Source organism: Streptomyces sp. URMC 127 (genome assembly GCF_051386535.1).
In the GTDB taxonomy this organism is placed as follows: domain Bacteria; phylum Actinomycetota; class Actinomycetes; order Streptomycetales; family Streptomycetaceae; genus Streptomyces.
Genome location: NZ_JBPQTW010000010.1, coordinates 44,115 through 67,480 on the forward strand (window position 1 = coordinate 44,115; position 23,366 = coordinate 67,480).

The 23,366-nt window shown below is 73.2% G+C and carries 21 protein-coding genes; 12 read left to right on the forward strand and 9 right to left on the reverse strand.

Annotated elements, in window-relative coordinates; genetic code table 11:
• The first annotated feature begins 52 nt into the window (after positions 1-52).
• Positions 53-556, forward strand: a complete 504-nt coding sequence (locus ACSNOH_RS04635) for a GtrA family protein (protein ID WP_436719885.1) — start codon at positions 53-55, stop codon at positions 554-556.
• A gap of 37 nt (positions 557-593) precedes the next feature.
• Here the strand turns inward: ACSNOH_RS04635 and ACSNOH_RS04640 are convergent, their stop codons facing one another.
• Together ACSNOH_RS04640 and ACSNOH_RS04645 are read right to left on the reverse strand one after the other, a co-directional pair.
• Positions 594-1,841, reverse strand: coding sequence for an ATP-binding protein (locus ACSNOH_RS04640; protein WP_436719886.1), 1,248 nt, complete (start codon positions 1,839-1,841; stop codon positions 594-596).
• Positions 1,842-1,917: 76 nt separating this feature from the next.
• A complete protein-coding gene (locus ACSNOH_RS04645; RefSeq protein ID WP_436719887.1) occupies positions 1,918-2,598 on the reverse strand; it encodes a response regulator transcription factor in 681 nt (226 codons plus the stop codon).
• Between the two features lie 463 nt (positions 2,599-3,061).
• On the opposite strand from ACSNOH_RS04645, the gene ACSNOH_RS04650 reads away from it, so the two are divergent.
• Positions 3,062-4,600 (forward strand): peptide MFS transporter, encoded by a 1,539-nt coding sequence (locus ACSNOH_RS04650; RefSeq protein ID WP_436719888.1) that lies wholly within the window; start codon positions 3,062-3,064, stop codon positions 4,598-4,600.
• Between the two features lie 49 nt (positions 4,601-4,649).
• On the opposite strand, the gene ACSNOH_RS04655 is transcribed toward ACSNOH_RS04650, so the two are convergent.
• The 4 genes from ACSNOH_RS04655 to ACSNOH_RS04670 all read right to left on the reverse strand — a co-directional run bounded on the left by ACSNOH_RS04655 (position 4,650) and on the right by ACSNOH_RS04670 (position 8,708).
• Complete coding sequence (locus ACSNOH_RS04655; protein ID WP_436719906.1) at positions 4,650-5,534, reverse strand: neocarzinostatin apoprotein domain-containing protein; 885 nt, start codon at positions 5,532-5,534, stop codon at positions 4,650-4,652.
• Positions 5,535-6,531: 997 nt separating this feature from the next.
• On the reverse strand, positions 6,532-7,350 hold the full coding sequence (locus ACSNOH_RS04660) for an LPXTG cell wall anchor domain-containing protein (protein ID WP_436719889.1): 819 nt from the start codon (positions 7,348-7,350) through the stop codon (positions 6,532-6,534).
• A gap of 255 nt (positions 7,351-7,605) precedes the next feature.
• A complete protein-coding gene (locus tag ACSNOH_RS04665; protein ID WP_436719890.1) occupies positions 7,606-8,109 on the reverse strand; it encodes an ATP-binding protein in 504 nt (167 codons plus the stop codon).
• 233 nt (positions 8,110-8,342) lie between these two features.
• Positions 8,343-8,708: an STAS domain-containing protein gene (locus ACSNOH_RS04670; protein ID WP_436719891.1), complete on the reverse strand. Its 366-nt coding sequence runs from the start codon at positions 8,706-8,708 to the stop codon at positions 8,343-8,345.
• Positions 8,709-8,937: 229 nt separating this feature from the next.
• Between ACSNOH_RS04670 and ACSNOH_RS04675 the strand changes: the two genes are divergently transcribed.
• The 7 genes from ACSNOH_RS04675 (at position 8,938) to hutI (ending at position 17,179) form a co-directional block, all read left to right on the forward strand.
• Positions 8,938-9,861 carry an RNA polymerase sigma factor SigF gene (locus ACSNOH_RS04675; RefSeq protein ID WP_436719907.1) on the forward strand — a complete coding sequence of 308 codons (924 nt, stop codon included), beginning with the start codon at positions 8,938-8,940 and terminating at the stop codon, positions 9,859-9,861.
• A gap of 121 nt (positions 9,862-9,982) precedes the next feature.
• Positions 9,983-11,158 (forward strand): helix-turn-helix domain-containing protein, encoded by a 1,176-nt coding sequence (locus ACSNOH_RS04680; RefSeq protein WP_436719908.1) that lies wholly within the window; start codon positions 9,983-9,985, stop codon positions 11,156-11,158.
• A 79-nt stretch (positions 11,159-11,237) separates the two neighbouring features.
• On the forward strand, positions 11,238-11,468 hold the full coding sequence (locus tag ACSNOH_RS04685; RefSeq protein ID WP_436719892.1) for a hypothetical protein: 231 nt from the start codon (positions 11,238-11,240) through the stop codon (positions 11,466-11,468).
• A 161-nt stretch (positions 11,469-11,629) separates the two neighbouring features.
• Positions 11,630-13,294, forward strand: a complete 1,665-nt coding sequence (gene hutU / locus ACSNOH_RS04690; protein WP_436719893.1) for a urocanate hydratase — start codon at positions 11,630-11,632, stop codon at positions 13,292-13,294.
• Positions 13,295-13,335: 41 nt separating this feature from the next.
• A complete protein-coding gene (locus tag ACSNOH_RS04695) occupies positions 13,336-14,535 on the forward strand; it encodes an allantoate amidohydrolase (protein WP_436719909.1) in 1,200 nt (399 codons plus the stop codon).
• Positions 14,532-15,872: a formimidoylglutamate deiminase gene (locus tag ACSNOH_RS04700; RefSeq protein ID WP_436719910.1), complete on the forward strand. Its 1,341-nt coding sequence runs from the start codon at positions 14,532-14,534 to the stop codon at positions 15,870-15,872. The genes ACSNOH_RS04695 and ACSNOH_RS04700 overlap by 4 nt, the downstream gene beginning before the upstream one ends.
• A gap of 137 nt (positions 15,873-16,009) precedes the next feature.
• Positions 16,010-17,179, forward strand: coding sequence for an imidazolonepropionase (hutI, locus tag ACSNOH_RS04705; RefSeq protein WP_436719894.1), 1,170 nt, complete (start codon positions 16,010-16,012; stop codon positions 17,177-17,179).
• Between the two features lie 21 nt (positions 17,180-17,200).
• On the opposite strand, the gene ACSNOH_RS04710 is transcribed toward hutI, so the two are convergent.
• Positions 17,201-18,103 carry an aldo/keto reductase gene (locus ACSNOH_RS04710; RefSeq protein ID WP_436719895.1) on the reverse strand — a complete coding sequence of 301 codons (903 nt, stop codon included), beginning with the start codon at positions 18,101-18,103 and terminating at the stop codon, positions 17,201-17,203.
• 59 nt (positions 18,104-18,162) lie between these two features.
• On the opposite strand from ACSNOH_RS04710, the gene ACSNOH_RS04715 reads away from it, so the two are divergent.
• Together ACSNOH_RS04715 and ACSNOH_RS04720 are read left to right on the forward strand one after the other, a co-directional pair.
• Positions 18,163-18,519, forward strand: a complete 357-nt coding sequence (locus ACSNOH_RS04715; protein WP_436719896.1) for a MerR family transcriptional regulator — start codon at positions 18,163-18,165, stop codon at positions 18,517-18,519.
• A gap of 244 nt (positions 18,520-18,763) precedes the next feature.
• Complete coding sequence (locus tag ACSNOH_RS04720; protein WP_436719897.1) at positions 18,764-20,170, forward strand: diaminopimelate decarboxylase; 1,407 nt, start codon at positions 18,764-18,766, stop codon at positions 20,168-20,170.
• A gap of 49 nt (positions 20,171-20,219) precedes the next feature.
• Here the strand turns inward: ACSNOH_RS04720 and ACSNOH_RS04725 are convergent, their stop codons facing one another.
• Positions 20,220-20,819: a hypothetical protein gene (locus ACSNOH_RS04725; protein WP_436719898.1), complete on the reverse strand. Its 600-nt coding sequence runs from the start codon at positions 20,817-20,819 to the stop codon at positions 20,220-20,222.
• 269 nt (positions 20,820-21,088) lie between these two features.
• Here ACSNOH_RS04725 and ACSNOH_RS04730 point away from each other — a divergent pair, with 269 nt between their 5' ends.
• The gene (locus ACSNOH_RS04730; RefSeq protein ID WP_436719899.1) at positions 21,089-22,348 is read left to right on the forward strand and encodes an alpha/beta hydrolase family protein; all 1,260 of its coding nucleotides are present in this window, start codon (positions 21,089-21,091) and stop codon (positions 22,346-22,348) included.
• Positions 22,349-22,393: 45 nt separating this feature from the next.
• On the opposite strand, the gene ACSNOH_RS04735 is transcribed toward ACSNOH_RS04730, so the two are convergent.
• A complete protein-coding gene (locus tag ACSNOH_RS04735; protein ID WP_436719900.1) occupies positions 22,394-23,251 on the reverse strand; it encodes a MurR/RpiR family transcriptional regulator in 858 nt (285 codons plus the stop codon).
• Positions 23,252-23,366: the final 115 nt, after the last annotated feature.

Genomic DNA, 23,366 nt, shown 5'->3' on the forward strand with positions numbered 1-23,366 from the left:
GAAAGCCTGCCCCACGCCCCACGACGCCCATTCAACGGAGCCTGACGATCCCATGAGTCAACGGCGCGCAGTGCGTTCCCGGCTGGAGCGGCTGGCCCGCGAAATCGCGAAGTTCGGCGCGGTCGGGGCCATCGGGTTCGTGGTCAACTTCCTGGTCTTCAACATCTGCGTCCACGGCTTCCACCTCGCGGTGGTGCGCTCGGGCGTGATCGCGACGGCCGTGGCCATCGCGACGAACTACGTCGGCAACCGCTACTGGACCTACCGCGACTGCGACCGCAGCCGGCGCAGCCGCGAGATGAGCCTGTTCCTGCTGTTCAGCGGCGCCGGGCTCGTCATCGAGAACGGCATCCTGGCCCTCTCGCACTACGGCTTCGGCCTGGCGTCCCCGCTCGCGGACAACATCGCGAAGAACGTGATCGGGCTGGGGATAGGGACGGTCTTCCGCTTCTGGTCCTACCGCACGTGGGTCTTCCGCGCGCAGGCGGTAGAGACTGCGGAATCGTTCCTTGCGAGCACCGATGCGGCGGAAGCGCGCGTGGAAGCGCGCAAGTAACGGCACGTACGGGGTCCCGCCCGGCGGCAAGCGAGCGCTACGCGCCCGGCTCCTCCGCTTCGCGGCTGAGGAAGAGGGCGAAGATCGGGGGGTTGGCCTGGAGGAGCTCCAGGCGGCCGCCGTCCGCCTCCGCGAGGTCCCGGGCGACGGCGAGCCCCAGGCCCGTGGAGTTCCGCCCGCTCACGGTGCGCTCGAAGACCCGCGCTCCCAGGTCCGGCGGTACGCCCGGCCCCTCGTCCGTGACCTCCACGACCGCCTGGTTGCCGGTGACGCGCGTCCGCAGGGCGACCGTGCCGTCGCCGTGCATCAGCGAGTTCTCGATGAGCGTGGCGAGGACCTGGCTGACCGCGCCCGGCGTGCCCACGGCCCGCAGCCCCTGCTTGCCCGAGCGCACGATGGCGCGGCCCTCGCTGCGCGAGGCGGGCCGCCACTCCTCGATCTGCTGCTTGATGACCTCGTCCAGGTCGAAGGTGACGGCCGAGCTGGACTTGGGGTCGCGGGAATTGGTCAGCAGCCGCTGGACGACGTCGGTCAGCCGCTCGACCTGGGCGAGGGCGATCGTCGCCTCCTCCTTGACCGTCTCCGGCTCGTCGGTGAGCGTGATCTCCTCCAGCCGCATGGAGAGCGCCGTCAGGGGCGTGCGCAGCTGGTGCGAGGCGTCCGCGGCGAGCCGCCGCTCGGCGGTGAGCATCCGCGCGATCCGCTCGGCGCTGTGGTCCAGGACGTCGGCGACCCGGTCCAGCTCGGGCACCCCGTAGCGGCGGTGCCGCGGCCTGGGGTCGCCGGAGCCCAGCCGCTCGGCGGTCTCGGCGAGATCCGTGAGCGGCGCCGTGAGCCGGTTGGCCTGCCGTACGGCGAGGAAGACGGCGGCGACCACGGCGAGCAGCGCCACCGCGAGGATCACCAGCAGCGTGCGGCCCACCTCGCGGCTGACCGCGGAGCGGGACTCCTCGACGCGGATGATCTCGCCCTGCTCGCCCTTCTGCGTGCTGGCGATGACGCCGCCCTCGGGCCGCTCCCCGATCTCGATCGGCGCGCGCCCGGGGATCTCGATCCGGGCGTACCGGTTCTCGGTGATCTGCTCGCTGAGCACCTCGGACTCGACCCGCTCGCCCCCGAGCAGCCGGCCGTCGACGATGCTGACGAGCCGTACGACCTCGCCCTGCACGCTCTCCTGGGCGCTGCTCTCGATCGTGCGGGTCTCGACGATGACGAGCGAGATGCCGAAGACGGCGATCACGACGAGAACGACGGCGAGCGTGGAATTGATCAGTCGGCGGCGCACGGGTTGCCCTCCGGGCGGGGTGGTACGAACACTGGGCCCGGCCGGGCGGACCGCTCGGGCCGCCCGGCGGCCGGGCTCAGCTCTTCTCGAAGCGGAACCCGACGCCCCGCACGGTGGCGATGTAGCGGGGGTTGGCCGCGTCGTCGCCGAGCTTCTTGCGCAGCCAGGAGATGTGCATGTCGAGGGTCTTGGTGGAGGACCACCACGTGGTGTCCCAGACCTCGCGCATCAGCTGGTCGCGGGTGACCACGCGGCCCGCGTCCCGGACGAGCACCCGCAGCAGGTCGAACTCCTTGGCCGTCAGCTGCAGTTCCTCCTCGCCCATCCAGGCGCGGTGCGACTCGACGTCGATCCGCACGCCGTGCGTGGCGGGCGGCTGCTGGTGGGCCTCGGCGGTGCCGCGCCGCAGCAGGGCCCGGACGCGGGCCAGGAGTTCGGCGAGCCGGAAGGGCTTGGTGACGTAGTCGTCGGCACCGGCGTCCAGGCCGACGACGGTGTCCACCTCGTCGGCGCGCGCGGTGAGCACCAGGACCGGGAAGCCGTGACCCTCGGTGCGCAGCCGGCGGCAGACCTCCAAACCGTCCATGCCGGGCAGCCCGAGGTCGAGGACGAGCAGGTCCACCCCTCCCTTGAGGCCGGCGTCCAGCGCCGCGGGACCGTCTTCTCGTACCTCCACCTCATACCCCTCGCGGCGCAGCGCGCGTGCGAGCGGCTCCGAGATGGACGCGTCATCCTCGGCGAGCAGTACTCGGGTCATGCAGTGATGGTAGTCCGCGCAGCCCACGTCAGAGGCTTCCCGAGGGCTACCCGCGGCAACCCTTGACAGCCCGGTACAGACCTTTGAAGGCGAACGAACGGTTCCCCGAACCACTGTGATCCGCGTCTCAACTGCTTCCATTTGCGGGCAGGGTCTGACGTATGGTGACCAGACGTCTGTAGCTACAAGGGGGCCCTTCGGATCGTTCTCGGCGCGCCGAAGGCCTCTGTTGTGCGCAGGACTGGACACCCCAGTCTTGTTACACAGTGAATGACCTGGCGGCCGGGCCGTCGCGCGAAGGTGCGCGAAGGTGTGGATCCCGGTCACGGCCGTCCCGCCGCTTCCTTGGAGGAGGGAGCGAACCCCTGGGCGTGGGGCGGACGGTGCGGTGACCGGTGCCGGCCAACCCCCACCCGGGCGCGTAGGAGCTGCACCCGCGCGTCCCGAGCACACAAGGATCGACATGGCCTCCAGCCTGACGAAGGGCGCGGCCGAGCAGGAGAAGACCTCTCCCGTCTCCGGCGGCAAGACCCTCCTCGGCCACCCCCTCGGCCTGGCCCCCCTCTTCCTGACGGAGATGTGGGAGCGCTTCAGCTATTACGGCATGCGCGCCCTTCTCGTCCTCTACCTGATCGCGGGTGGCCCGGACGCCAAGCCCGGCAGCCAGGGCGGTGGCCTGGCGATGCCCGAGGCCAGCTCGGTCGCCATCTACGGCGTCTACGCGGGCATGGTCTACCTGCTCGCCATGCCCGGCGGCTGGTTCGGCGACCGGATCTGGGGTCCGCGCAAGACGGTCGCCATCGCGGCGACCATCATCATGACCGGTCACCTGTGCCTGGCCATCCCCGGCAAGCCGCCCTTCTTCGTCGGTCTGGCACTGGTCGCGATCGGCTCCGGCCTGCTGAAGTCCAACATCTCCACGATGGTCGGCCACCTCTACGACGGCCCGCAGGACCCGCGCCGCAACGGTGGCTTCACGATCTTCTACATCGGTGTCAACCTCGGCGCCGGCCTCGCGCCGATCGTCATCGGCACCCTCGGCCAGACGGTCAGCTGGCACCTGGGCTTCGCGATCGCCGCGATCGGCATGGGCCTCGGCCTGATCATCTTCCTGCTGGGCACCCGCTACCTGAGCCCGGAGAGCAGCGTCGTCCCGAAGCCGCTGCCGGCGGACGAGCGCAAGTCCATCCTGATGAAGGCCCTGCTGTGGTTCGGCATCGCCGCCGTCTTCTACGGCGTCGTCGCGGGCACCGGCCACTTCACGCAGAAGTGGGCCACCGTCCCGCTCGCCCTGCTCGGTGTGGCCATCCCGGCCGCGGTCCTGTTCCGCATCAAGCGCGACAAGGAACTGACCTCGGACGAGCAGACCAAGGTCACCGGCTACATCTGGTTCTTCATCGCCGCCGCCGTGTTCTGGATGATCTTCGAGCAGGCGGGCTCGACGCTGTCGACCTTCGCCGAGAAGAGGACCTCGGACACCGTCTTCGGCTGGCAGATCCCGTCCACGCTGTTCCAGTCGATCAACCCCATCTGGGTCATGGCCATCGCCCCGGTCATCGCCTGGCTGTGGCTGTGGCTGGCCCGCCGCGGCAGCGAGCCGAGCTCCACGGTGAAGTTCTCGTTCGCCATGCTCCTCATCGGCGCGTCGTTCTTCATCTTCGCGATCCCGATGTCGACGGCCTCGGAGGGCTCGAAGGCCGGCCCCATGTGGCTGGTGATGATCTACATGATCCAGACCATCGGTGAGCTCTGCCTCTCCCCGGTCGGCCTGTCGCTCACCACCAAGATGGCGCCGGCGAAGTACGCCAGCCAGATGATGGGCGTGTGGTTCCTCGCGGTCACCGCGGGCAACTGCACCACGACCCTGCTGCGCGAGGTCGGCGGCCTCGACCTCAACGGCATCGGCGTGATCCTCGGCCAGGCCACCGCCGCGGTCCTGGCGGCCGTCGCGGTGTGGATGTACCGCAAGAAGATCGAAGCCCTCATGGGCGACGTCCGCTGAGAACACGCAAAAGGGCCCCCGGATCCGCCGGGGGCCCTTTTGCATGGACTCAGTCGGGCGGCGGGAGGGTACCGGGAACGAACCAGGGAAGACCGCGATCCCCGTCCCCAGCCGGAGGCCGGGGCCGCACCCGGTCGACAACAAGCATTCCCACCCGGAAAAGCCCCACGACGACCACACACCCCAGCAGCACCCAGAAGAGAACAACCCCCCAGGGCCGGCCGACGTCCCAGGGCTCGGTGACGAGGACCTTCTCCCCGTACTTCAGCGAGACCTCGTAGGGCCCATGAGCACCGGCAGCCAGCTCGACATCAAAGACAACACGAGCCCGCTGTCCCGCGGGGACGGTCCCGTGCCACTTCCGCTCCTCCCACGCGGGAGCGAGCACACCCCGGGCGGTCCCGACGCGGAAGACGGGATCCTTCACGGCCCCGGAGCCGAGATTGCCGACGGTCACGACGAGCCGCCGCTCGGGCGGTGCCCCGAACCACGTGAGAAGCCCGCTGGAGCCTTCCAGCCGTGCGGTCAGCACGCCGAGCCGGGAGCCGTCGGGCACGGGCCGGACGGGGTGCCCGGATACCACCAGCGGAGTGTCCACAGCCTGGGCATCGCCCATGACAGTGGCGACGTGCACCACACAAGGACAAGGCGAGGGCGGCGCGGCCACCGCAAGCTCCCTCCGGAAGCGTCCGTCACTGTCCGTAGTGACCGTCCGCCCGTCCGCGTTGGCGCAATCGTTGGTGCCCCCCACCATGTTCTGCCCGCAGACGAGCAGGGTCAGCAGCGCACCGGGGCGCCATCCCTCACCCGTCACCACCACCGTGCCGCCCTTCCCCACGTCCGACCGATCGAGGGAGAGCGTGGGGCCGCCAGCGGCAGCAGCAATACCGGCTGCCGGCCAGAGCAGGAGGACGGCCAGCAGAAGAACGACCAGGGAGGCGCCGGGGCCGCAGGGGCAGGGTCCTGGACGCTGACGTGTATTTGTGGCGCCAAGTGCCGGGTGCGTCTGCGCAGGGGGGTGGGGCGCCGTAAATATACGGTCCAGGACCCTGCCCCGGAGGCCCCGGCGCCGGCCCACGACGCGCCGCACCAGCACCACCGCACCTCCCGAAGCGAGCGCACCCGCACCCAGCACCGGCACCACCCACCGCCACGGCGTGTACGAAGCCGCCCCGCTCGCCCGCACCCCGCCCTGCGCCGTAGCGGCCGTAGCCGTGACCCGTACCGTCACCGAGTCCAGCCGCGGCGCGTCCGCCCACCGCTCCTCCCGCTGCACCGAGCGCCCCGGCGGCAAAGCGGCCGAGCCGTCACCGACGGTCCGGCGGAGAACCGTGCCGAAGACCCCGTCGGCACGGATGGCGAGCCGCGGGGCCAGCGCGACGTTGCCGCGGTTGACGACCGCGTACCGGATGACCGCCCCGCGCCCGTCCGCCGCCCCGCTCACCCGTACGCGCTCGACGGCGAGCGCGGGCAGCGCGGGCGCCCCGCCGACCCGTACCGCGAGCGGCACCCGCACCTCCCGCCCCTCTCCCGCGACGACCACGGCCCCGGAACGGTCGCCGGACGCGACGCCGCCGGGGACGGTCACGGTCAGCGGGACGTCGGCGCGCGTACGCGCGGGCACGCGTACCTGCCGTTCGGCGAGGGAGATCCACGACCCGGCGGCCCGGAGCTCGAAGGAGCGGGCCCGGTCGGCGGGGTTGACGAGGGCCAGCTTGTCGGCGAGGACGGCGCCGGGGGCGCCCTCCAGGTAGAACGACGTCCTGTCGTCCGGCCCGGGCGCGGCCGTACCGGCGGGGGCGGGCGCGGCGGACCAGGCGGCGGGCCGGTCGTCGGCAGCAGCGGCGGTGACCGCCGGGGTGACGGAGGCGCACAGAAGCACCGAGGCCAGAGCCGTCACCGTCAGCAGGCGAAGGGGCAAAGCGGCTCCATCAGCGGGCGCCGGCGCGGCGACGGCGGGTCAGCCAGAGCGTGCCGGCGATGCCGGTGAGCAGGACGGTGCCGCCGAGGGTGCCGAGGGCGACGGCGGAGTCGGCGGGCCCGGTCTGCGGGAGCTGACCGCCGCCGGTGGCGGAGGATCCGCCGGTGGAGGCGGAACCGCCGGTAGACGACGAGCCACCCGTAGCGGAGGACCCACCCGTGGAGGAAGAACCACCGGACCCGGACGACCCACCAGAGCCGGACGACCCACCGGACCCGGAGGAACCACCGGACCCGGAGGAACCACCCGACCCCGACCCCCCGTCCCCCTTGATCTCCAGCGTCAGCGACGGCTTCGGATTGTTCGTGGGCGTGCAGGTCGTGGTCGTCCCGAGCGCCGAGATGGTGAGCGTGGAGGCGGTGAAGGTGACGCTGCCGCTCTTCTTCGGGGTGTACGTGCCGGAGAGGTCACTGATCTTGATCGGCGTGTTGGCGGGTATCGGCTCCGCGTTGGCGGGCCCGGAGACGGCGACCGTGCCGCTGTCCGCCCCGCCGAGCTTGATGACGGCGCTCGGCTTCATCGCGCCCTTGCCGAGCTCGATGGGGCTGGAGGAGACGCCCTTCTCGAAGGACATGGTCAGCTTGTACGAACTGCCGTCCGCGACGCCCTTGATGTCGATGGGCGAGACGGCGCTCTTGTCGCCGATGGGGGTCTTGCAGGCGTAGGCGACGTCGACGGTGACGGCGTGCGCGGCCGGGGCGCCGGCCAGGACGGCCCCGCCGGCGAGGGTCGCGGCGAGTGCGAGTGCGCGGCGCGGGATGTGGGACACCTCTGGTTCCCCTCTCGTCCGGTTCTCGTCCGGTGCCGCAGCCGGAAAACTGCTCCGGAAGCTGAAACCGCTCCGGAAGCTACTGACGGCACATCAGATCGGGCGCAGACAGTACGCCGGGGACCTTGAGGAAGGAAGAGAAGAGAGAAAGAAGCCGGACAAGAAAGCGACAGAAGATGCAGCAGGGGCGCGCGAGAGAGGATGCAGCCGGGGCGAGCGAGAGAAGACGCAGCCGGGGCGAGCGAGGAGCCCGGCCTACCCGGGCGCGGCCAGCTCCGCCCACACCGTCTTCCCGGCCCCGCTCTCGTTCCGCACGACCCCCCAGTCCAGGCAGAGACGCTGCACGATGAACATACCGTGGCCGCCGGGCCGCCCGGCCCGGTGCGGGGTGCGCGGGGCGGGGGTGCCGGCGCCGAGGTCGACGACCTCCAGGCGCAGCACCTTGCCGGCGCAGCTGACGCGCAGCTCCTCCGGTCCGTCGGCGTGCAGGCAGGCGTTGGTGACGAGCTCGGAGACGACGAGGAGGACGTCTTCCGCCGCGGCGCGGTGGTCGGCGCCGGTGGCGGGCAGCCAGCCCCAGTCGTAGAGCGCCTGCCGGGTGAAGTCACGGGACATGGGCACGGCGCCGCTGACCCCGACGAGGTGCAGCCGCCGTACGACGCCGGGGGAACCGGCCGCGCCGGACGTGCCGGACGAGGCGGCGCCGTCCGCCCCCGGACCGGGGTCGCCCGGCGGAGGGCACGGCCGGGTGGTGCTCATCAGCGCTTCACCTCACCGATTCACCGATTCAGAACGGAACGTAACGAACGTAGGGACGGAACGAACTCGACGGAGCAGATTCAGCAGACTCCTGCCCGACCGATTCGTGAGAACACCCACTTCTTCGGCATCGATCCTGTGATGCATACAACTGCGGGGCGCGGATCCGGACCCGGCCGGCATAACGTTTGAATAACACACAGGAGGGCGCGCAGCGGGGGACGGCGCCGGGCTCAGCCGGCGAGCGCCGCGTCGAGCGTGTCGTGCACGGTGAAGACGGCTTCCGCGCCGGTGATCTCGAAGACGCGGGCGACGACGGGCTGCATCGCGGCGAGGTGGATCCCGCCACCGCCGGCCTCGGCCTGCAGCCGGGCGCCGAGGAGGACGTTGAGACCGGTGGAGTCGCAGAACTCCAGTCCGGAGCAGTCCAGAACGACTCGTACGGCACCGTCGGCGATGGCCGCTTCGAGCGGCTCCCGGAGCACGTCCGCCGTGTGGTGATCGAGCTCGCCCACCGGCGTCACGATCGCGCTCGACCCGTCCCGCCGGACGGCTACATTCAGCCGGCCCCTCGCGCTGCCGACCATCCCGCGATCCATGCGCATCCCTTCTCGGTGTGCCTGCCTGGCGCTCCGAGAACACTACGCCTTCCCTACGGCCTCCGGAAGCGGAAGGTCCGGCATTATGCACATATCCGGACATCACGCACTTGCGAGGCGAGGGCGAGGGCAGGTAGGGCTAGTAGGACGACATCCACCACGGACGGCTTTGGAGGCGCCGCTCACCGCAGCACGACGCGACGGCATCGGCAGCCATATGCCGAGAATGATGGAGGAGACCATGTCACCCCGGCTCGACGAAACGCATACGGAAGCGCGTACGGAAGCCCGTACGGACGCCCGTACGGCGTCGTCGACACCCCCGCCCGAGTACGACGGCACCGGCGAGTCCGGCTTCGGCCCCACGCCCCCCGGCGAGATGGCCCCGCACGACGCCCGGGCCCTGTCCAAGACGCTCTTCGCCCGCCTGGAAGCGCTCGAAGAGGGCACGCACGAATACGCCTACGTACGCAACACCCTGGTCGAGCTGAACCTCGCGCTCGTACGGTTCGCCGCCGCCAGGTTCCGCTCCCGCAGCGAGCCGATGGAGGACATCGTCCAGGTCGGCACGATCGGCCTCATCAAGGCCATCGACCGCTTCGAGCTCAGCAGGGGCGTCGAGTTCCCGACGTTCGCGATGCCGACGATCATCGGCGAGATCAAGCGGTTCTTCCGCGACACCAGCTGGTCCGTGCGCGTGCCGCGCCGGCTCCAGGAGCTCCGCCTCGACCTGGCCAAGGCCGGCGACGAACTCGCCCAGACCCTGGACCGCGCCCCCACCGTCGGCGAACTCGCCGAACGTCTCGGGCTGTCCGAGGACGAGGTCGTCGAGGGCATGGCCGCGAGCAACGCCTACTCGGCGAGCTCCCTGGACGCCGCGGCCCACGCCCAGGACGAGGAGGCCGAGAGCACGCTCGCCGCGCGCATCGGCTACGAGGACCACGACCTGGAGGGCATCGAGTACGTCGCCTCCCTCAAGCCGATGATCGCCGAACTCCCGCACCGGGACCGGAAGATCCTGTCCCTGCGGTTCGTGGCGAACATGACCCAGTCGGAGATCGGCGAGGAACTGGGCATCTCCCAGATGCACGTCTCCCGCCTCCTGTCCCGCACGCTCCGCCGCCTCCGAAGAGGGCTGCTCACTGAGGAGTGACGCCGAGGCCTTCGGCCTCGCCCGTCCTTGCCGCGTGCCGCACGGGAACTCCCGTGCGGCACGCGGCTTTTCGATGCCCGGCCCGGCCGGGGGCGCAGGGCGTACGCTCGGTTCCATGCCCATGGGTGCCACGATCGGTCAGCGGCTCCAGGACGTGCGCAAGCGGCGGGGACTCAGTCAGCGGGAGCTCGCCGCTGCGTCCGGCGTCTCGCTCTCGCTGATCCGCAAGCTCGAACAAGGCGAGCGGAACGACACCCGCTTGGAGACGGCCCGGCAGCTCGCCGTCGCGCTGGGCGTGCCCACCAGCTCCCTCCTCGCGGAGCCGGAGGGAAGAGGTGAGCCCCCGGCCGCGGACCGGTGGGAGGACGTCCGGCAGGCGCTCGCCTCCGGGACGGGTGCGTGTGGGCCAGAAGAGCCGCCCACGGTCGCCGGAGTTCTCAGCACCCTTGATGCGGCCGTCCCCCTCTTCTCCGGTGACCGGTACGCCGAACTGAGCACGCTCCTGCCGCCGCTCATCCGCGACGCGGAGACGCTGGCCGCGGCGGGCCGCGAGGGCAGGGCCGTGCGCGCCCGCGTCCTGCAGCTCACCGGGTGGCTGCTGACCCAGACACGGCAGTTCGCCGCGGCGCGCTCCGCCCTCGACCGGTCCCTGGCGGATGCACCGGACCAGCTCCACGGGGCCGCCACCGTGAGCACCCAGTGCTGGCTTCTGCTGCGCCAAGGCCGGCTGGCCGCCGCGCGCGAGCTCGCGACCAGCTGGGCCGACGAGGTGGAGCCGCGCATGTCCCGGGCCACCGTCGCCGAGCTGAGCGCGTGGGGGTGGCTGCTCCTGCGCCTCTCCGCCGCGTCCGTCAGGGACAACCGGCCCGGCGAGGCGGAGGACTCCCTGAGGCTGGCGCACGCCGCGGCGGTGGCCATGGGCCGGGAGTTCGCCCCGGACAAGGACTTCCTGCGCGCCTTCGGGCCCGTGACCGTCACCCTCAAGCGCGCCGAGAACGCGATGATCGCCGACCGGCCGGACGTCGTCCTGCAGCTCGCCGAGCGCGTGCCCGTACGCGGCATGCGCCCCACGTCCAACAACCGCAACCGCCACCTCCTGGACGTGGCCGAAGCCCACGTGCGCTCGCGCCAGTACGCGGAGGCGGTCGACGTCCTCCAGGGCATCCGCGCCACGGCTCCCCAGTGGCTGCCCAACCAGCGCTACGCGCACGACATCCTCGGCCGCGTGATCAGCCGGAGGCGCACCCTCACACCTGGAATGCGGTCCCTGGCCGACGCGATCGGCGTCCCGTTGTAACGCGGGGTGGCACTTCCCGCGGCCGCCGCCGCAGAGTGCCATTGCCCGGCAAAACGCCTGGTCCGTAGCGTCATGTGCCATGCAGACGAACGAAAACCCAGCGGTGCTCAAGGTCGGAACGATGGTGCTGGACACGCGGCGCGATCGCGTAGGGGAAGTCATGGACGCGAGCCCGTCGCGGGTGTTTCTGCGGGCGTTCGGCGGGGGGCGGGAGTGGATCGCCTCGCCCGAGGAGCTGGAGCCCGTCGGCGTGGCTGAAGAGCTGCGGGCGCGCGTGGCCGAGGTGAACGCCGCGCGGCGGGGCCGCTGAGCCCCCGTGCGCACCCCCGTGCCGGGCGGCCGGCGCGGCCGGGTGCGCGAGGCCACGACGGCCGACCCGTTGACTAGAGCTATTCAGCCACCCAAGATGTGCAGTGTTCTATTCAGAGCAGGGCAGAGCAGCGAGAGCAGCCGCCAGGGAGGCAGGGCCCCATGTCCGGACCGCGACCCGTACGAGCGCCGCGAGGCAACCAGCTGAGCACGCTGGGGTGGCAGCAGGAGGCCGCCCTGCGCATGCTGCAGAACAACCTCGACCCCGAGGTGGCCGAGCACCCCGACAAGCTCGTCGTCTACGGCGGCACGGGCAAGGCCGCCCGCGACTGGCGCTCCTTCGACGCCATGGTCCGCACGCTGCAGACGCTCAAGCAGGACGAGACCATGCTCGTCCAGTCCGGCCGCCCGGTCGGCGTCATGCAGACGCACGAGTGGGCGCCGCGCGTCCTGCTCGCCAACTCCAACCTCGTCGGCGACTGGGCCAACTGGGAGGAGTTCCGCCGCCTGGAGCACCTCGGCCTGACCATGTACGGCCAGATGACCGCCGGCTCGTGGATCTACATCGGCACGCAGGGCATCCTGCAGGGCACGTACGAGACGTTCGCCGCCGTCGCCGCGAAGAAGTTCGGCGGGACGCTCGCCGGGACGATCACCCTGACCGCCGGCCTCGGCGGCATGGGCGGCGCCCAGCCGCTGGCCGTCACCATGAACGACGGCGTCGCGATCTGCATCGACTGCGACCCGCGCGCCATCGAGCGCCGCATCGAGCACCGCTACCTGGACGTGAAGGCCGACTCCCTCGACCACGCCCTCCAGCTGGCCGTCGAGGCGCGCGACGCCCGCCGCCCGCTGTCCATCGGCGTCCTCGGCAATGCCGCCGAGCTCGTGCCGCAGCTCCTCGCGATGAACGCCCCGATCGACATCGTCACCGACCAGACGTCCGCCCACGACCCGCTGGCCTACCTGCCGGTCGGCGTCTCCTTCGACGAGATGGCCGCCTACGCGGCCGAGAAGCCCGCCGACTTCACGACCCGCGCGCGCGAGTCGATGGCGCGGCACGTCGAGGCCATGGTCGGCTTCCAGGACGCGGGCGCCGAGGTGTTCGACTACGGCAACTCCATCCGCGGCGAGGCGCAGCTCGCGGGCTACGCGCGCGCCTTCGACTTCCCCGGCTTCGTCCCGGCGTACATCCGTCCCCTCTTCTGCGAGGGCAAGGGCCCCTTCCGCTGGGCGGCCCTCTCCGGCGACCCCAAGGACATCGCGGCCACCGACCGCGCGATCCTCGACCTCTTCCCGGAGAACGAGTCCCTGGCCCGCTGGATCAAGATGGCCGGGGAGCGCGTCCACTTCCAGGGCCTGCCGGCGCGCATCTGCTGGCTCGGCTACGGCGAGCGGGACCGCGCGGGCGAGCGCTTCAACGACATGGTCGCGAGCGGCGAGCTGTCCGCGCCGGTCGTCATCGGGCGCGACCACCTCGACTGCGGGTCCGTGGCCTCCCCGTACCGCGAGACGGAGGCCATGCTGGACGGCTCCGACGCGATCGCGGACTGGCCGCTGCTCAACGCCATGGTCAACGTCGCCTCCGGCGCGTCGTGGGTCTCCCTCCACCACGGCGGCGGCGTCGGCATGGGCCGCTCCATCCACGCGGGCCAGGTGACCGTGGCCGACGGCACGGCGCTGGCCGGTGAGAAGATCCGCCGCGTGCTGACGAACGACCCGGGGATGGGTGTGATCCGGCACGTGGACGCGGGTTACGACATTGCGGAGTCGGTCGCGGACGACCGGGGTGTCCGCATCCCGATGCGGGAGGGTGATTCCGCGTGAGCAGCCCCGGCCCGGCCCACGGCGGGGCGAGCTTTCATGAGATGTGGCGCGACCTCGGGGCCATCGGGCGGGACAAGGACAGCGGCGGTTACCGCCGCCTCGCCTGGACCGCGGCCGACGCCGACTGCCGGGCGTGGTTCGAGGCGCAGGCCGCAAGCCGCGGCCTGGCCTACGAGACCGACCGCAACGGCAACCAGTGGGCCTGGCTCGGCGACCCCGCCGCCGGGGACGCCGTCGTCACCGGATCGCACCTGGACTCCGTCCCGGACGGCGGCGCGTTCGACGGCCCCCTCGGCGTCGTCTCGTCCTTCGCCGCCCTGGACGAGCTCCGCGCCCGCGGGGCGCGGCCGTCCCGCCCCCTGGCGATCGTCAACTTCGGCGACGAGGAGGGCGCCCGCTTCGGGCTCGCCTGCGTCGGCTCCCGGCTGACGGCCGGGCAGCTGACGGCCGAGAAGGCGCACGCGCTGCGGGACGCCGAGGGCATTTCGCTCGCCCGGGCCATGGAGCTCGCCGGCTACGACCCCGAGGGCATCGGGGCCGACCCCGAGCGCCTCGCCCGCATCGGCGCCTTCGTCGAGCTCCACGTCGAGCAGGGCCGGGCCCTGGCCGACACCGACCACGCCGTCGGCATCGCCTCCGCCATCTGGCCGCACGGCCGCTGGCGGTTCGACTTCCACGGCGAGGCCAACCACGCCGGCACGACCCGCATCGAGGACCGCCGGGACCCGATGCTGACCTACGCCAACACCGTCCTCGCCGCCCGCAAGAAGGCCCGGCTGGCGGGCGCCCTGGCCACCTTCGGGAAGGTCAGCGTCGAGCCGAACGGCGTCAACGCGATCCCCTCCCTCGTGCGCGGCTGGCTGGACTCCCGCGCCGCCGACCAGCAGACACTCGACCTCGTGGTCGCCGAGATCGAGAAGGCGGCCGTGGAGCGCGGCGAGCGCGACGGCATCGACGTGCGGATCACGCGGGAGTCGTTCACGCCCGTCATCGAGTTCGAGCACGCCCTGCGCGACGAGCTCGCCCGCATCCTCGGCGAGGGCGGGAGCAGCGTGCCCGTCCTCGGCACGGGCGCGGGACACGACGCCGGAATCCTCTCCGGAGCCGTCCCCACCGCCATGCTGTTCGTACGCAACCCCACAGGCGTCTCCCACTCACCCGCCGAAACGGCCTCCGAGGACGACTGCCTGGCCGGGGTGACCGCACTCGCCGACGTACTGGAGGGCCTGGCGTGTCGCTGACGGCACAGACCTACTGGGCGGAGCACGCCCTACTCGACACCGGCGTCGTGCCGGGCGTGGTCATCGAGACCGGCGCGGACGGCCGCATCAAGGCCGTCCGCCCGGAGACGGCGGCCCCGCCCGTGGGCGCGGTGACCCTCCGGGGGATCACGCTGCCCGGGCTCGCGAACGCCCATTCGCACGCCTTCCACCGCGCCCTGCGTGGAGCCACCCAGGCGGGCGAGGGCACCTTCTGGACCTGGCGCGAGGTCATGTACCACGTCGCCGACCGCCTCACCCCCGACAACTACTTCGCGCTCGCCCGGGCGGCCTACGCCGAGATGGCGCTCGCCGGCATCACCTCCGTCGGTGAGTTCCACTACGTGCACCACCTCGCCGGCGGCGCCCGCTACGACAACCCCAACGCCATGGGCGAGGCCCTGATCGCGGCCGCCGCCGAGGCCGGCATCCGCATCACCCTCCTCGACACCTGCTACCTCTCCTCCGGCTTCGGCGCCGAACCCGACAAGCACCAGCGCCGCTTCAGCGACGGCAACGCCGAGCACTGGGCCGAGCGCGTCTCCGCCCTCAAGGGCGACGCCAACACCAGGATCGGCGCGGCGATCCACTCCGTGCGGGCGGTGCCCGCCGAGCAGCTGGGCACCGTGGCCGCCTGGGCGCAGGAGCGCGACGCGCCGCTGCACGTGCACCTGTCCGAGCAGACCGCCGAGAACGACGCCTGCGTGGAGGCGCACGGCTTCACGCCGACGGCGCTCCTCGCGCACCACGGGGTGCTCGGCCCGCGCACCACGGCCGTCCACGCCACGCACCTCACGCCGGGCGACATCCGGCTCCTCGGCGGCTCGGGCACCGGCGTGTGCATGTGCCCGACCACCGAGCGGGACCTGGCCGACGGCATCGGCCCGGCCCGGGCGCTGCAGCAGGCGGGCTCCCCGCTCTCCCTCGGCAGCGACAGCCACGCCGTCATCGACCTGCTCGAAGAGGCGCGCGCGATGGAGATGGACGAGCGGCTGCACTCCCGCACCCGCGGCCACTGGACGGCCGTCCAGCTGCTGCGCGCCGCCTCCGCCGACGGGCACGCCGCCCTCGGCTGGGACGATGCGGGCCGCATCGAGGCGGGCGCGCTCGCGGACCTCACGACCGTCGCGCTGGACTCCGTGCGCACCGTGGGCCAGCCGCCCGCCCTCGCGGCCGAGACGGCCGTATTCGCGGCGAGCGGCGCGGACGTGCGGGACACCGTCGTGGGCGGCCGCCACATCGTGCAGGACGGGACGCACCGGCTCGTGGCCCACGTGCCGGCGACGCTGGCGGAAGCGATCGCGGCCGTCCGCGGCTGAGGAACCGCGGGAGACCGGGGAACCACGGGAGACCGGGGAACCGCGGGAGACCGGGGAACCGCGCGCCGGGCAGCCGCCCGCGACCGGGGCGCGGCCCCGCCCCACCACCGAACACAGCGAAGGAGTGCCGCACGCCCATGGCGACGACGGTCATCACCAACATCAGCAGTCTCGTCACGAACGACCCCTCCCTCGGCGAAGGCCCCCTCGGCACGCTCCAGGACGCGGCGGTCGTCATCGACGGCGACCGCGTCGTCTGGGTCGGCACGTCCAGCAAAGCACCCGCCACTGACAACCGGGTCGACGCCGGGGGCCGGGCCGCCCTCCCCGGCTTCGTCGACTCCCACTCCCACCTGGTCTTCGCGGGCGACCGGACCGCCGAGTTCAACGCCCGCATGTCAGGCCGCAGCTACAGCGCCGGCGGCATCCGCACCACCGTCGCCGCCACGCGCGCCGCGAGCGACGAGGCGCTGGACGCCAACGTCCGCCGCTACGTGCGCGAGGCCCTGCGCCAGGGCACCACGGTCCTGGAGACCAAGTCCGGCTACGGCCTCACGGTCGAGGACGAGGCCCGCGCCCTGCGCATCGCCGCGGCCCACACCGACGAGGTCACCTACCTCGGCGCCCACATCGTCTCCCCCGACTACGCGGACGACCCGGCCGCCTACGTGGACCTCGTCACCGGGCCGATGCTCGACGCCTGCGCCCCGCACGCCCGCTGGGTCGACGTGTTCTGCGAGCAGGGCGCCTTCGACGGCGACCAGGCCCGTACGATCCTCACGGCCGGCGCCGCCCGGGGCCTGACCCCGCGCGTGCACGCCAACCAGCTGTCCTACGGCCCCGGCGTCCAGCTGGCCGTGGAGCTCGGCGCGGCATCGGCCGACCACTGCACCCATCTGACCGACGCGGACGTGGACGCCCTGGCGAACGGCACGACCGTCGCGACACTGCTGCCCGGCGCGGAGTTCTCGACACGCGCCCAGTGGCCGGACGCGCGGCGCCTCCTGGACGCGGGGGCGACGGTCGCCCTGTCCACGGACTGCAACCCGGGCTCGTCGTTCACCAGCTCCATGCCGTTCTGCATCGCCCTGGCCGTGCGGGACATGGGGATGACGCCGGACGAGGCCGTCTGGTCCGCGACGGCCGGCGGCGCGGCGGCGCTGCGCCGCACGGACGTGGGCCGCATAGCCCCGGGCGCCCGGGCCGACCTCGCCCTCCTGGACGCCCCGTCGCACGTCCACCTCGCCTACCGGCCGGGAGTGCCGCTGGTCTCGGCGGTCTGGCGCGCGGGCGTACGGGAGGCCTGACGCGGGCTGCCGGCGGCGCGCTCAGCCCTGCTTGCCGATCGCGTCCAGCCGGGCGTACTGGGCCTCCGTCAGCCGGACGCCCAGGGCGCCGGTGTTCTCCTCCAGGTGGGCGAGCGAGCGCGTGCCGGGGAGCGGGACGAGCGTCGGCGAGCGGTGCAGCAGCCAGGCGAGCGCCGTCTGCGCGGGCGTCGCGCCCACCTCGCGCGCCACTTCCGCGACCGGGCCGCCCTCGGCGGCGTGGGCGCCCACCGCGACCGGGAAGTAGGCGAAGAAGACGATGCCGTGCGCGGCGGCGTAGTCGACGACGTCGTCGTGGCCGCGCTCCGAGAGGTTGTACACGTTCTGCACCGAGGCGACGGCGGCGATCTCCTGTGCCGCCCGCAGCTCGCCAACGGTCACCTCGGAGAGGCCGATGTGCCGCACCTTGCCCTCGTCCTGCAGCTGCCGCAGCGCGCCGAGCTGGTCGGCGAGCGGGTACTCGGGATCGATGCGGTGCAGCTGGAGCAGGTCCAGGCGTTCCACGCGCAGCCGGCGCAGCGCCAGCTCGGCCTGCTGGCGGAGGTAGGCGGGGTGACCGTGCGTCACCCACTCGCCGGGGCTCGGCCGTACGACGCCGACCTTGGTGGCGACCGTGACGCCGTCGTAGGGGTGGAGGGCCTCGGCGATGAGCTCCTCGCTCTCGCCGAGCGAGTAGGCGTCGGCCGTGTCGATGAGGTCGACGCCGAGCTCGACCGCGCGCCGCAGCAGCGCGACGGCGCCGGCGCGGTCCTCGGGCGCGCGCCAGATGAGTGCCTGCATCGGGTCGGTGAGCCCGGCGGGGGTCTCGGCCAGCCGCATCGCGCCGTAGGCGATGCGGGTGACGGGCAGGTCGCCGCCGATGCGGGTGACGGGGGAAGAAGCGGGGGCTGTCGTGCTGTTCGTCATGACCGGAACGCTAAGTTCTCACATCCGTGTGAGATTCAACCCCGTGTGAGGCAGCTCATATGAAGATCGGTGATCTGGCGCGCGAGACCGGAGTGAGCGTGCGGCTGCTGCGCTACTACGAGGAGCAGGGCCTGCTGGACTCCCGCCGCCTGCCCAGCGGGCACCGGCGCTACGGGGAGGACGCCGCCGAGACGGTCCGCCGCATCCGCGTCCTGCTGGCGGCAGGCCTGCCGACGCGCGTGATCCGGGACGTCCTGCCGTGCGTACGGGGCGCGGGCGAGGCCGATTTCGACCCGTGCGTCGCCCTGCACCTGCGTGAGCAGCTCCAGGGGCTGGACGCCCGCATCGGGGAGCTGCAGGAGACGCGGGCGGCGCTGGCCGGGCTGCTCACTGCCACCGAGGCCGCCGCCGCGTGAGTCCGCACGCCCATCGACCGGCACCGATGAGCCGGTCGAAGGCGTCGTGCGGCGCGGGTGTGCCGGCCGTCCCCGCGCAGCTGCGTGCGTCGTGACGGGCGCTCGGCGCAACCGGCTCGCCCCGCGTCCGGGCCGGTTCCGGCTCGCACCCCGTCCCCGCCCCGCGAGGCCATCGTGTGCGGAAACCGCCCGCGGCGCATGCGATTTTCGCGGTCCGGCGTGCCCGGTGTGGTGGAGTGGCTGCATGTCCACCAGCGACATGCCCCCCGGCGACACGGCTCGCGGCGACACGGCCCCCGGCGCCACGGCTCGCGGCGGTCCGTCCCTCGGCGCCCTGGTGCGCGCCGCGATCCGGCGGGGGCTGCTGCCCGACCGGGCGCCCGTGGCCGGGCTGCTCGACGTGCGGGGGATCCGGTCGGCCGCGGCGGCGCTGCGGGAGGCGTTCGAGGAGGCCGGGGCGGCGCCCGGCACGACCCTGCACGCGTTCGCCGTGAAGGCCGCCTCCCTGGTGCCCGTGGTGCGGCTGCTCGCCGAGGAGGGGCTGGGCGCCGAGGTGGCGAGCCCCGGGGAGCTCGCCCTGGCGCGGGCGGCGGGGGTCGCCCCCGGACGGATCGTGCTGGACTCCCCGGCGAAGACCGCCGCCGAGCTCCGCGAGGCGCTCGCCCTGGGCGTCGCGGTCAACGCCGACAGCCGCGAGGAGCTCGCCCGCCTGGACGGGCTGCTGCGGGACGCCGCCGGGCCGCCCCGCTCCCCGCTCGGCGTGCGCATCAACCCTCAGGTGGGCGGCGGCAGCATCGACGCGCTGAGCACCGCCACGGACACGTCGAAGTTCGGGGTGGCGCTCCGGGACGACGGGGCGCGCGCCTGGCTCGTCCGCGCCTTCGCCGAGCGCCCGTGGCTCACCCGTCTGCACGCCCACGTGGGCTCCCAGGGCTGCCCCCTGGAGCTGATGGCGCAGGGCGTGCGGGCCGCGTACGAACTGGCGGAGGAGATCAACCGGGCGGTGGGGCACCGGCAGGTGACCACGCTGGACATCGGCGGCGGGCTGCCCGTGAACTTCGCGTCGGACGACGTCACGCCGACGTTCCGCGCCTACGCCCGCCTGCTCGCGGACGCCGCCCCCGGCCTGTTCGACGGGCGCTACGGGCTGGTGACGGAGTTCGGCCGCTCCCTGCTGGCGAAGAGCGGCCTGGTACTGGCCCGCGTGGAGTACACGAAGACCACGGGCGGGCGCCGCATCGCGGTGACGCACGCGGGCGCGCAGGTGGCCGCGCGCACGGTGTTCGCGCCCGCGTCCTGGCCGCTGCGGGTGGCCGTCTTCGACGCGCAGGGGCGGCCCAAGGCCGGGCCGCCGGTGGACCAGGACGTCGCGGGCCCGTGCTGCTTCGCGGGCGACGTGGTCGCGGTGGGCAGACCGCTGCCGCTGCTGGAGCCGGGCGACCACGTGGCCCTGCTCGACACCGGCGCGTACTACTTCTCGAACCACTTCGCGTACAACGCTCTGCCGCGCCCGGGGGTTTACGGGTACGCGTTCGCGGAAGAGGCGGGTGACGGCGTGCGCTTCGCGACCGTCAGGGCCCCGCAGACACTCAGTGAGCTCGTCGCAGAGAGCGGCGGCGCCCACGCGGCGGACCTGGCCGCGCTCGGCTGAACCGGGCCCGTGCCTTCGACAGCCGGGCCCCCTGCCCCTTCCCGCCTCTCTACGCCCCGCTGACCGCCGTCCCGGCCGGCACGCGCCCGGCGCGGCGCCGGCCGCCTCCCGGCGCGGCGTCGCCCGCGGCAAGGCCGGTGGACAGATAGCCGCGCACGGGCTTGGCGGCGGGGGACGCCTGCGCCCACTCCGTACGCACCCACAGCAGCGAACCGGCGCGGCGCTCCAGCCCGCCCAGCCACAGGGCCTTGGCCCACAGGCCCGCGCCCGCCCCGGCGAGGGCCATGCCGCCCGCGGCCGGCACCGCGAAGGACGAGCCCACGGCGGCGAGGAAGGCGGCGAGCAGCCACCAGCGGCGGGCCCGCCGCCAGTTCCGCAGGGTCACGGCGCGGTCCTGGAGGAAGACGGAGCGGCCCGCGCGCGACGCGCCGCGCGCCAGCGCCTCGTACCGCCGGCGGCGGGCCGCGAAGACCGCCCCGGCGGCGATCAGGAACAGTGCCGCCCCGGCGAGCACGCCGATCCGCCGCCCGGTGAGCCCGGGCACCAGGACGCCGACGCCCGCGCTGAGCAGCCCCGCCCACGCCAGCCAGCCCGCCGGCGCCCTGACGATCACCGCCACCCGCGCCAGCGCATACGAACCGCGCCCCACGTCGAAACCCGCCTTTCCCTCTGAAATCCCCTCGATCCCGACTCTCAGGCGGCAGGTTAGCCAACGAATCTGAGTACGAGCTGAGAATCCCGCGAGGTGTACCCCACAGGGGTCATACCCCGGTATCAGCCCGGACTTGGCTCCTCCGTATGACGTGTGCGCACTTGTGTGGTCCCTATGGTCGTCCCGCCGGGGAGAACCCGGAAGCCGCACGGCGGCGAGCAGGGACGAGCAGGAACGCGCGGGGACGAGTGGGGGAGGAGCCGGACATGCGGGTCACGGAGCGAGGGGACGGCAGGCTCAGGCGGCGGGCCGTCGTCGCGGCGGGGGCGCTGGCCCTGACCGGGGTGCTGAGCGCACTCGTACCGGCGCAGCAGGCCCGGGCGGCGGCCGCCCCGGCCACCGCCGTACCCGCAGCCGCAGGCGCTGCCCTGCCCGCGCCCACCGGCCCGTACGCCGTCGGCACGGTCACCCGTCACCTGGTGGACACGTCCCGGGCGGACCCGTGGAAGCCGGAGCAGGGCAGGCGCGAGGTCATGGTCAGCCTGTTCTACCCGGCGGACCGCAAGGACCGCGGCGCCGCTTCACCCTTCGCGCCCCACATGGACCCGGCTTCCGCAGCGCACTTCGGCTCGGCCCGCGGGGCGGGGAGCTTCAACTACGGCGTCCGGCCGGACGCCGCCGACTGGGCCTCCACGCGTACGCACGCGCGCGTGGACGTCCCCGTGGCACGCACCGCCCGCACCCTGCCGGTCGTGCTGTACTCCTCCGGTCTGGGCGACCCGCGGACGTGGAACACGACCCTGGTGGAAGAGCTGGCCTCGCGGGGCTACATGGTCGTCACCGTCGACCACACGTACGACTCCTCGGAGGTGCTGCTCCCCGGCGGCCGCCTGGCGGAGTCGGAGCTGCCCGCCCTCGCCGGCGCGCCCGCACCCGAAGTCGACGCGGCCCTCCGCAAGGCGATGCGGGCGCGGGTGGACGACACCCGGTTCGTCCTCGACACCCTCGGCTCGGAGCGGTGGCGGCGCGGCCTGCCGCACGGTCTGGGGGACGCCATGGACCTGCGGCGCGTGGGCATGGCCGGGCAGTCCGCGGGCGGCTTCACGGCGGCGCAGGCGCTGCACGACGACCGCCGCCTCAAGGCGGGGGTCAACATGGACGGGCAGATGGACTTCCCCCTGCCCGACGGCACGGGCAGCAGGCTGAGCACCGTGGCGCGCGAGGGCGTGGACCGGCCGTTCCTGCTGCTCGGGTCGGACGGGCCGGGCGCGGACGACAACACCGCCTCGTGGACGTCCTTCCTGGAGCACTCGCGCGGCGAGCAGCGGCGGGCGACCCTGGCCGGGGCCCGGCACGGCACGTTCACCGACGCGCCGTCCCTGCTGCCCGCGCTCGTCCGGCAGGGCGTCATGACGCCGGACGCGCTCCGGCAGAACATCGGAACGCTCCGCCCGGAGCGGGCGGTGGCGGCCACGCGCGCGTACGTGGTGGCGTTCTTCGACCGCCACCTCAAGGCCGGCGCCTGAGCCGCGCGCCCCTGCCCCCTGCCCCCTGCTCGGCGAACAGCCCCGCTACTCCACGAACAGCCCCCGCGCGACCGCCTTGGCGTCGAACTCCTCCAGGCGGGCCTGTGCGTCCGGCAGGGCGTCGCACATGGCCTCCAGCAGCATGCGCCCGAGCAGCATCGGCGCGCAGGCCGTGTCGAAGGCCAGGCCCGTGCCGACGGCGGCGGGGAGCAGGAGGTCGCTGTGCCGGGCCACCGGGGCGAACGTGGAGTCGGCGACCGTGACGACGGTCAGGCCCTGCCCCTGGGCGTACTCCAGCGCCTCGACGACCTCGCGCGGGTGGCGGGGCAGGGCGAAGCACAGCAGGGTGCTCGCCCCGGCCCGGACGGCCGCGTCGATGCGGTCGGTCAGGAGCGTGCCGCCCTCGTCCAGGAGGCGGACGTCGGGGTGGACCTTGCGGGCGAAGTAGGCGAAGCCCGCGGCCTGGGCGCCGGCGGCGCGCAGGCCGAGCACGAGCAGCGGCCGGGACGTGGCCAGGAGCCGGCCCGCGCGGGTGACGGGGGCGGGGTCGGCGAGGACCGAGGAGAGGTGGCGGAGGTTGTCGATCTCGACCTGCACGGCCTGCTGGTACTCGTTGTACGCGCTCTCGCTCTCGGCCGGTGCGTCCGCCGCGGGCACGACGTCGCGCAGGTGCCGGCGGAGCGCCGGGTAGCCGTCGAAGCCGAGGGCGACGGCGAAGCGGGTGACGGAGGGCTGGCTGACGCCGGCGAGCTCGGCGAGCTCGACGCTGGAGAGGAAGGGCGCGTCGGCGGCGCGGCGCACCATGCAGTGGGCGATGCGGCGCTGGGTGGGCGTCAGCCGGTGTCCCTCGAAGAGCTTCTGCAGCCGTGCGGTGGCTTCCGGTTCGCCGCCGGTGTCGCTCATCGGGCCCTCCATGGTCGTCGGCAATCGTGCTTCGTTGGCGGTCTTCGCCGGGCATCGACAGCGTTCATTCATCCGCACCGGCCCTGCATGAAATTATGCAGGGCGGTGGAGGTCC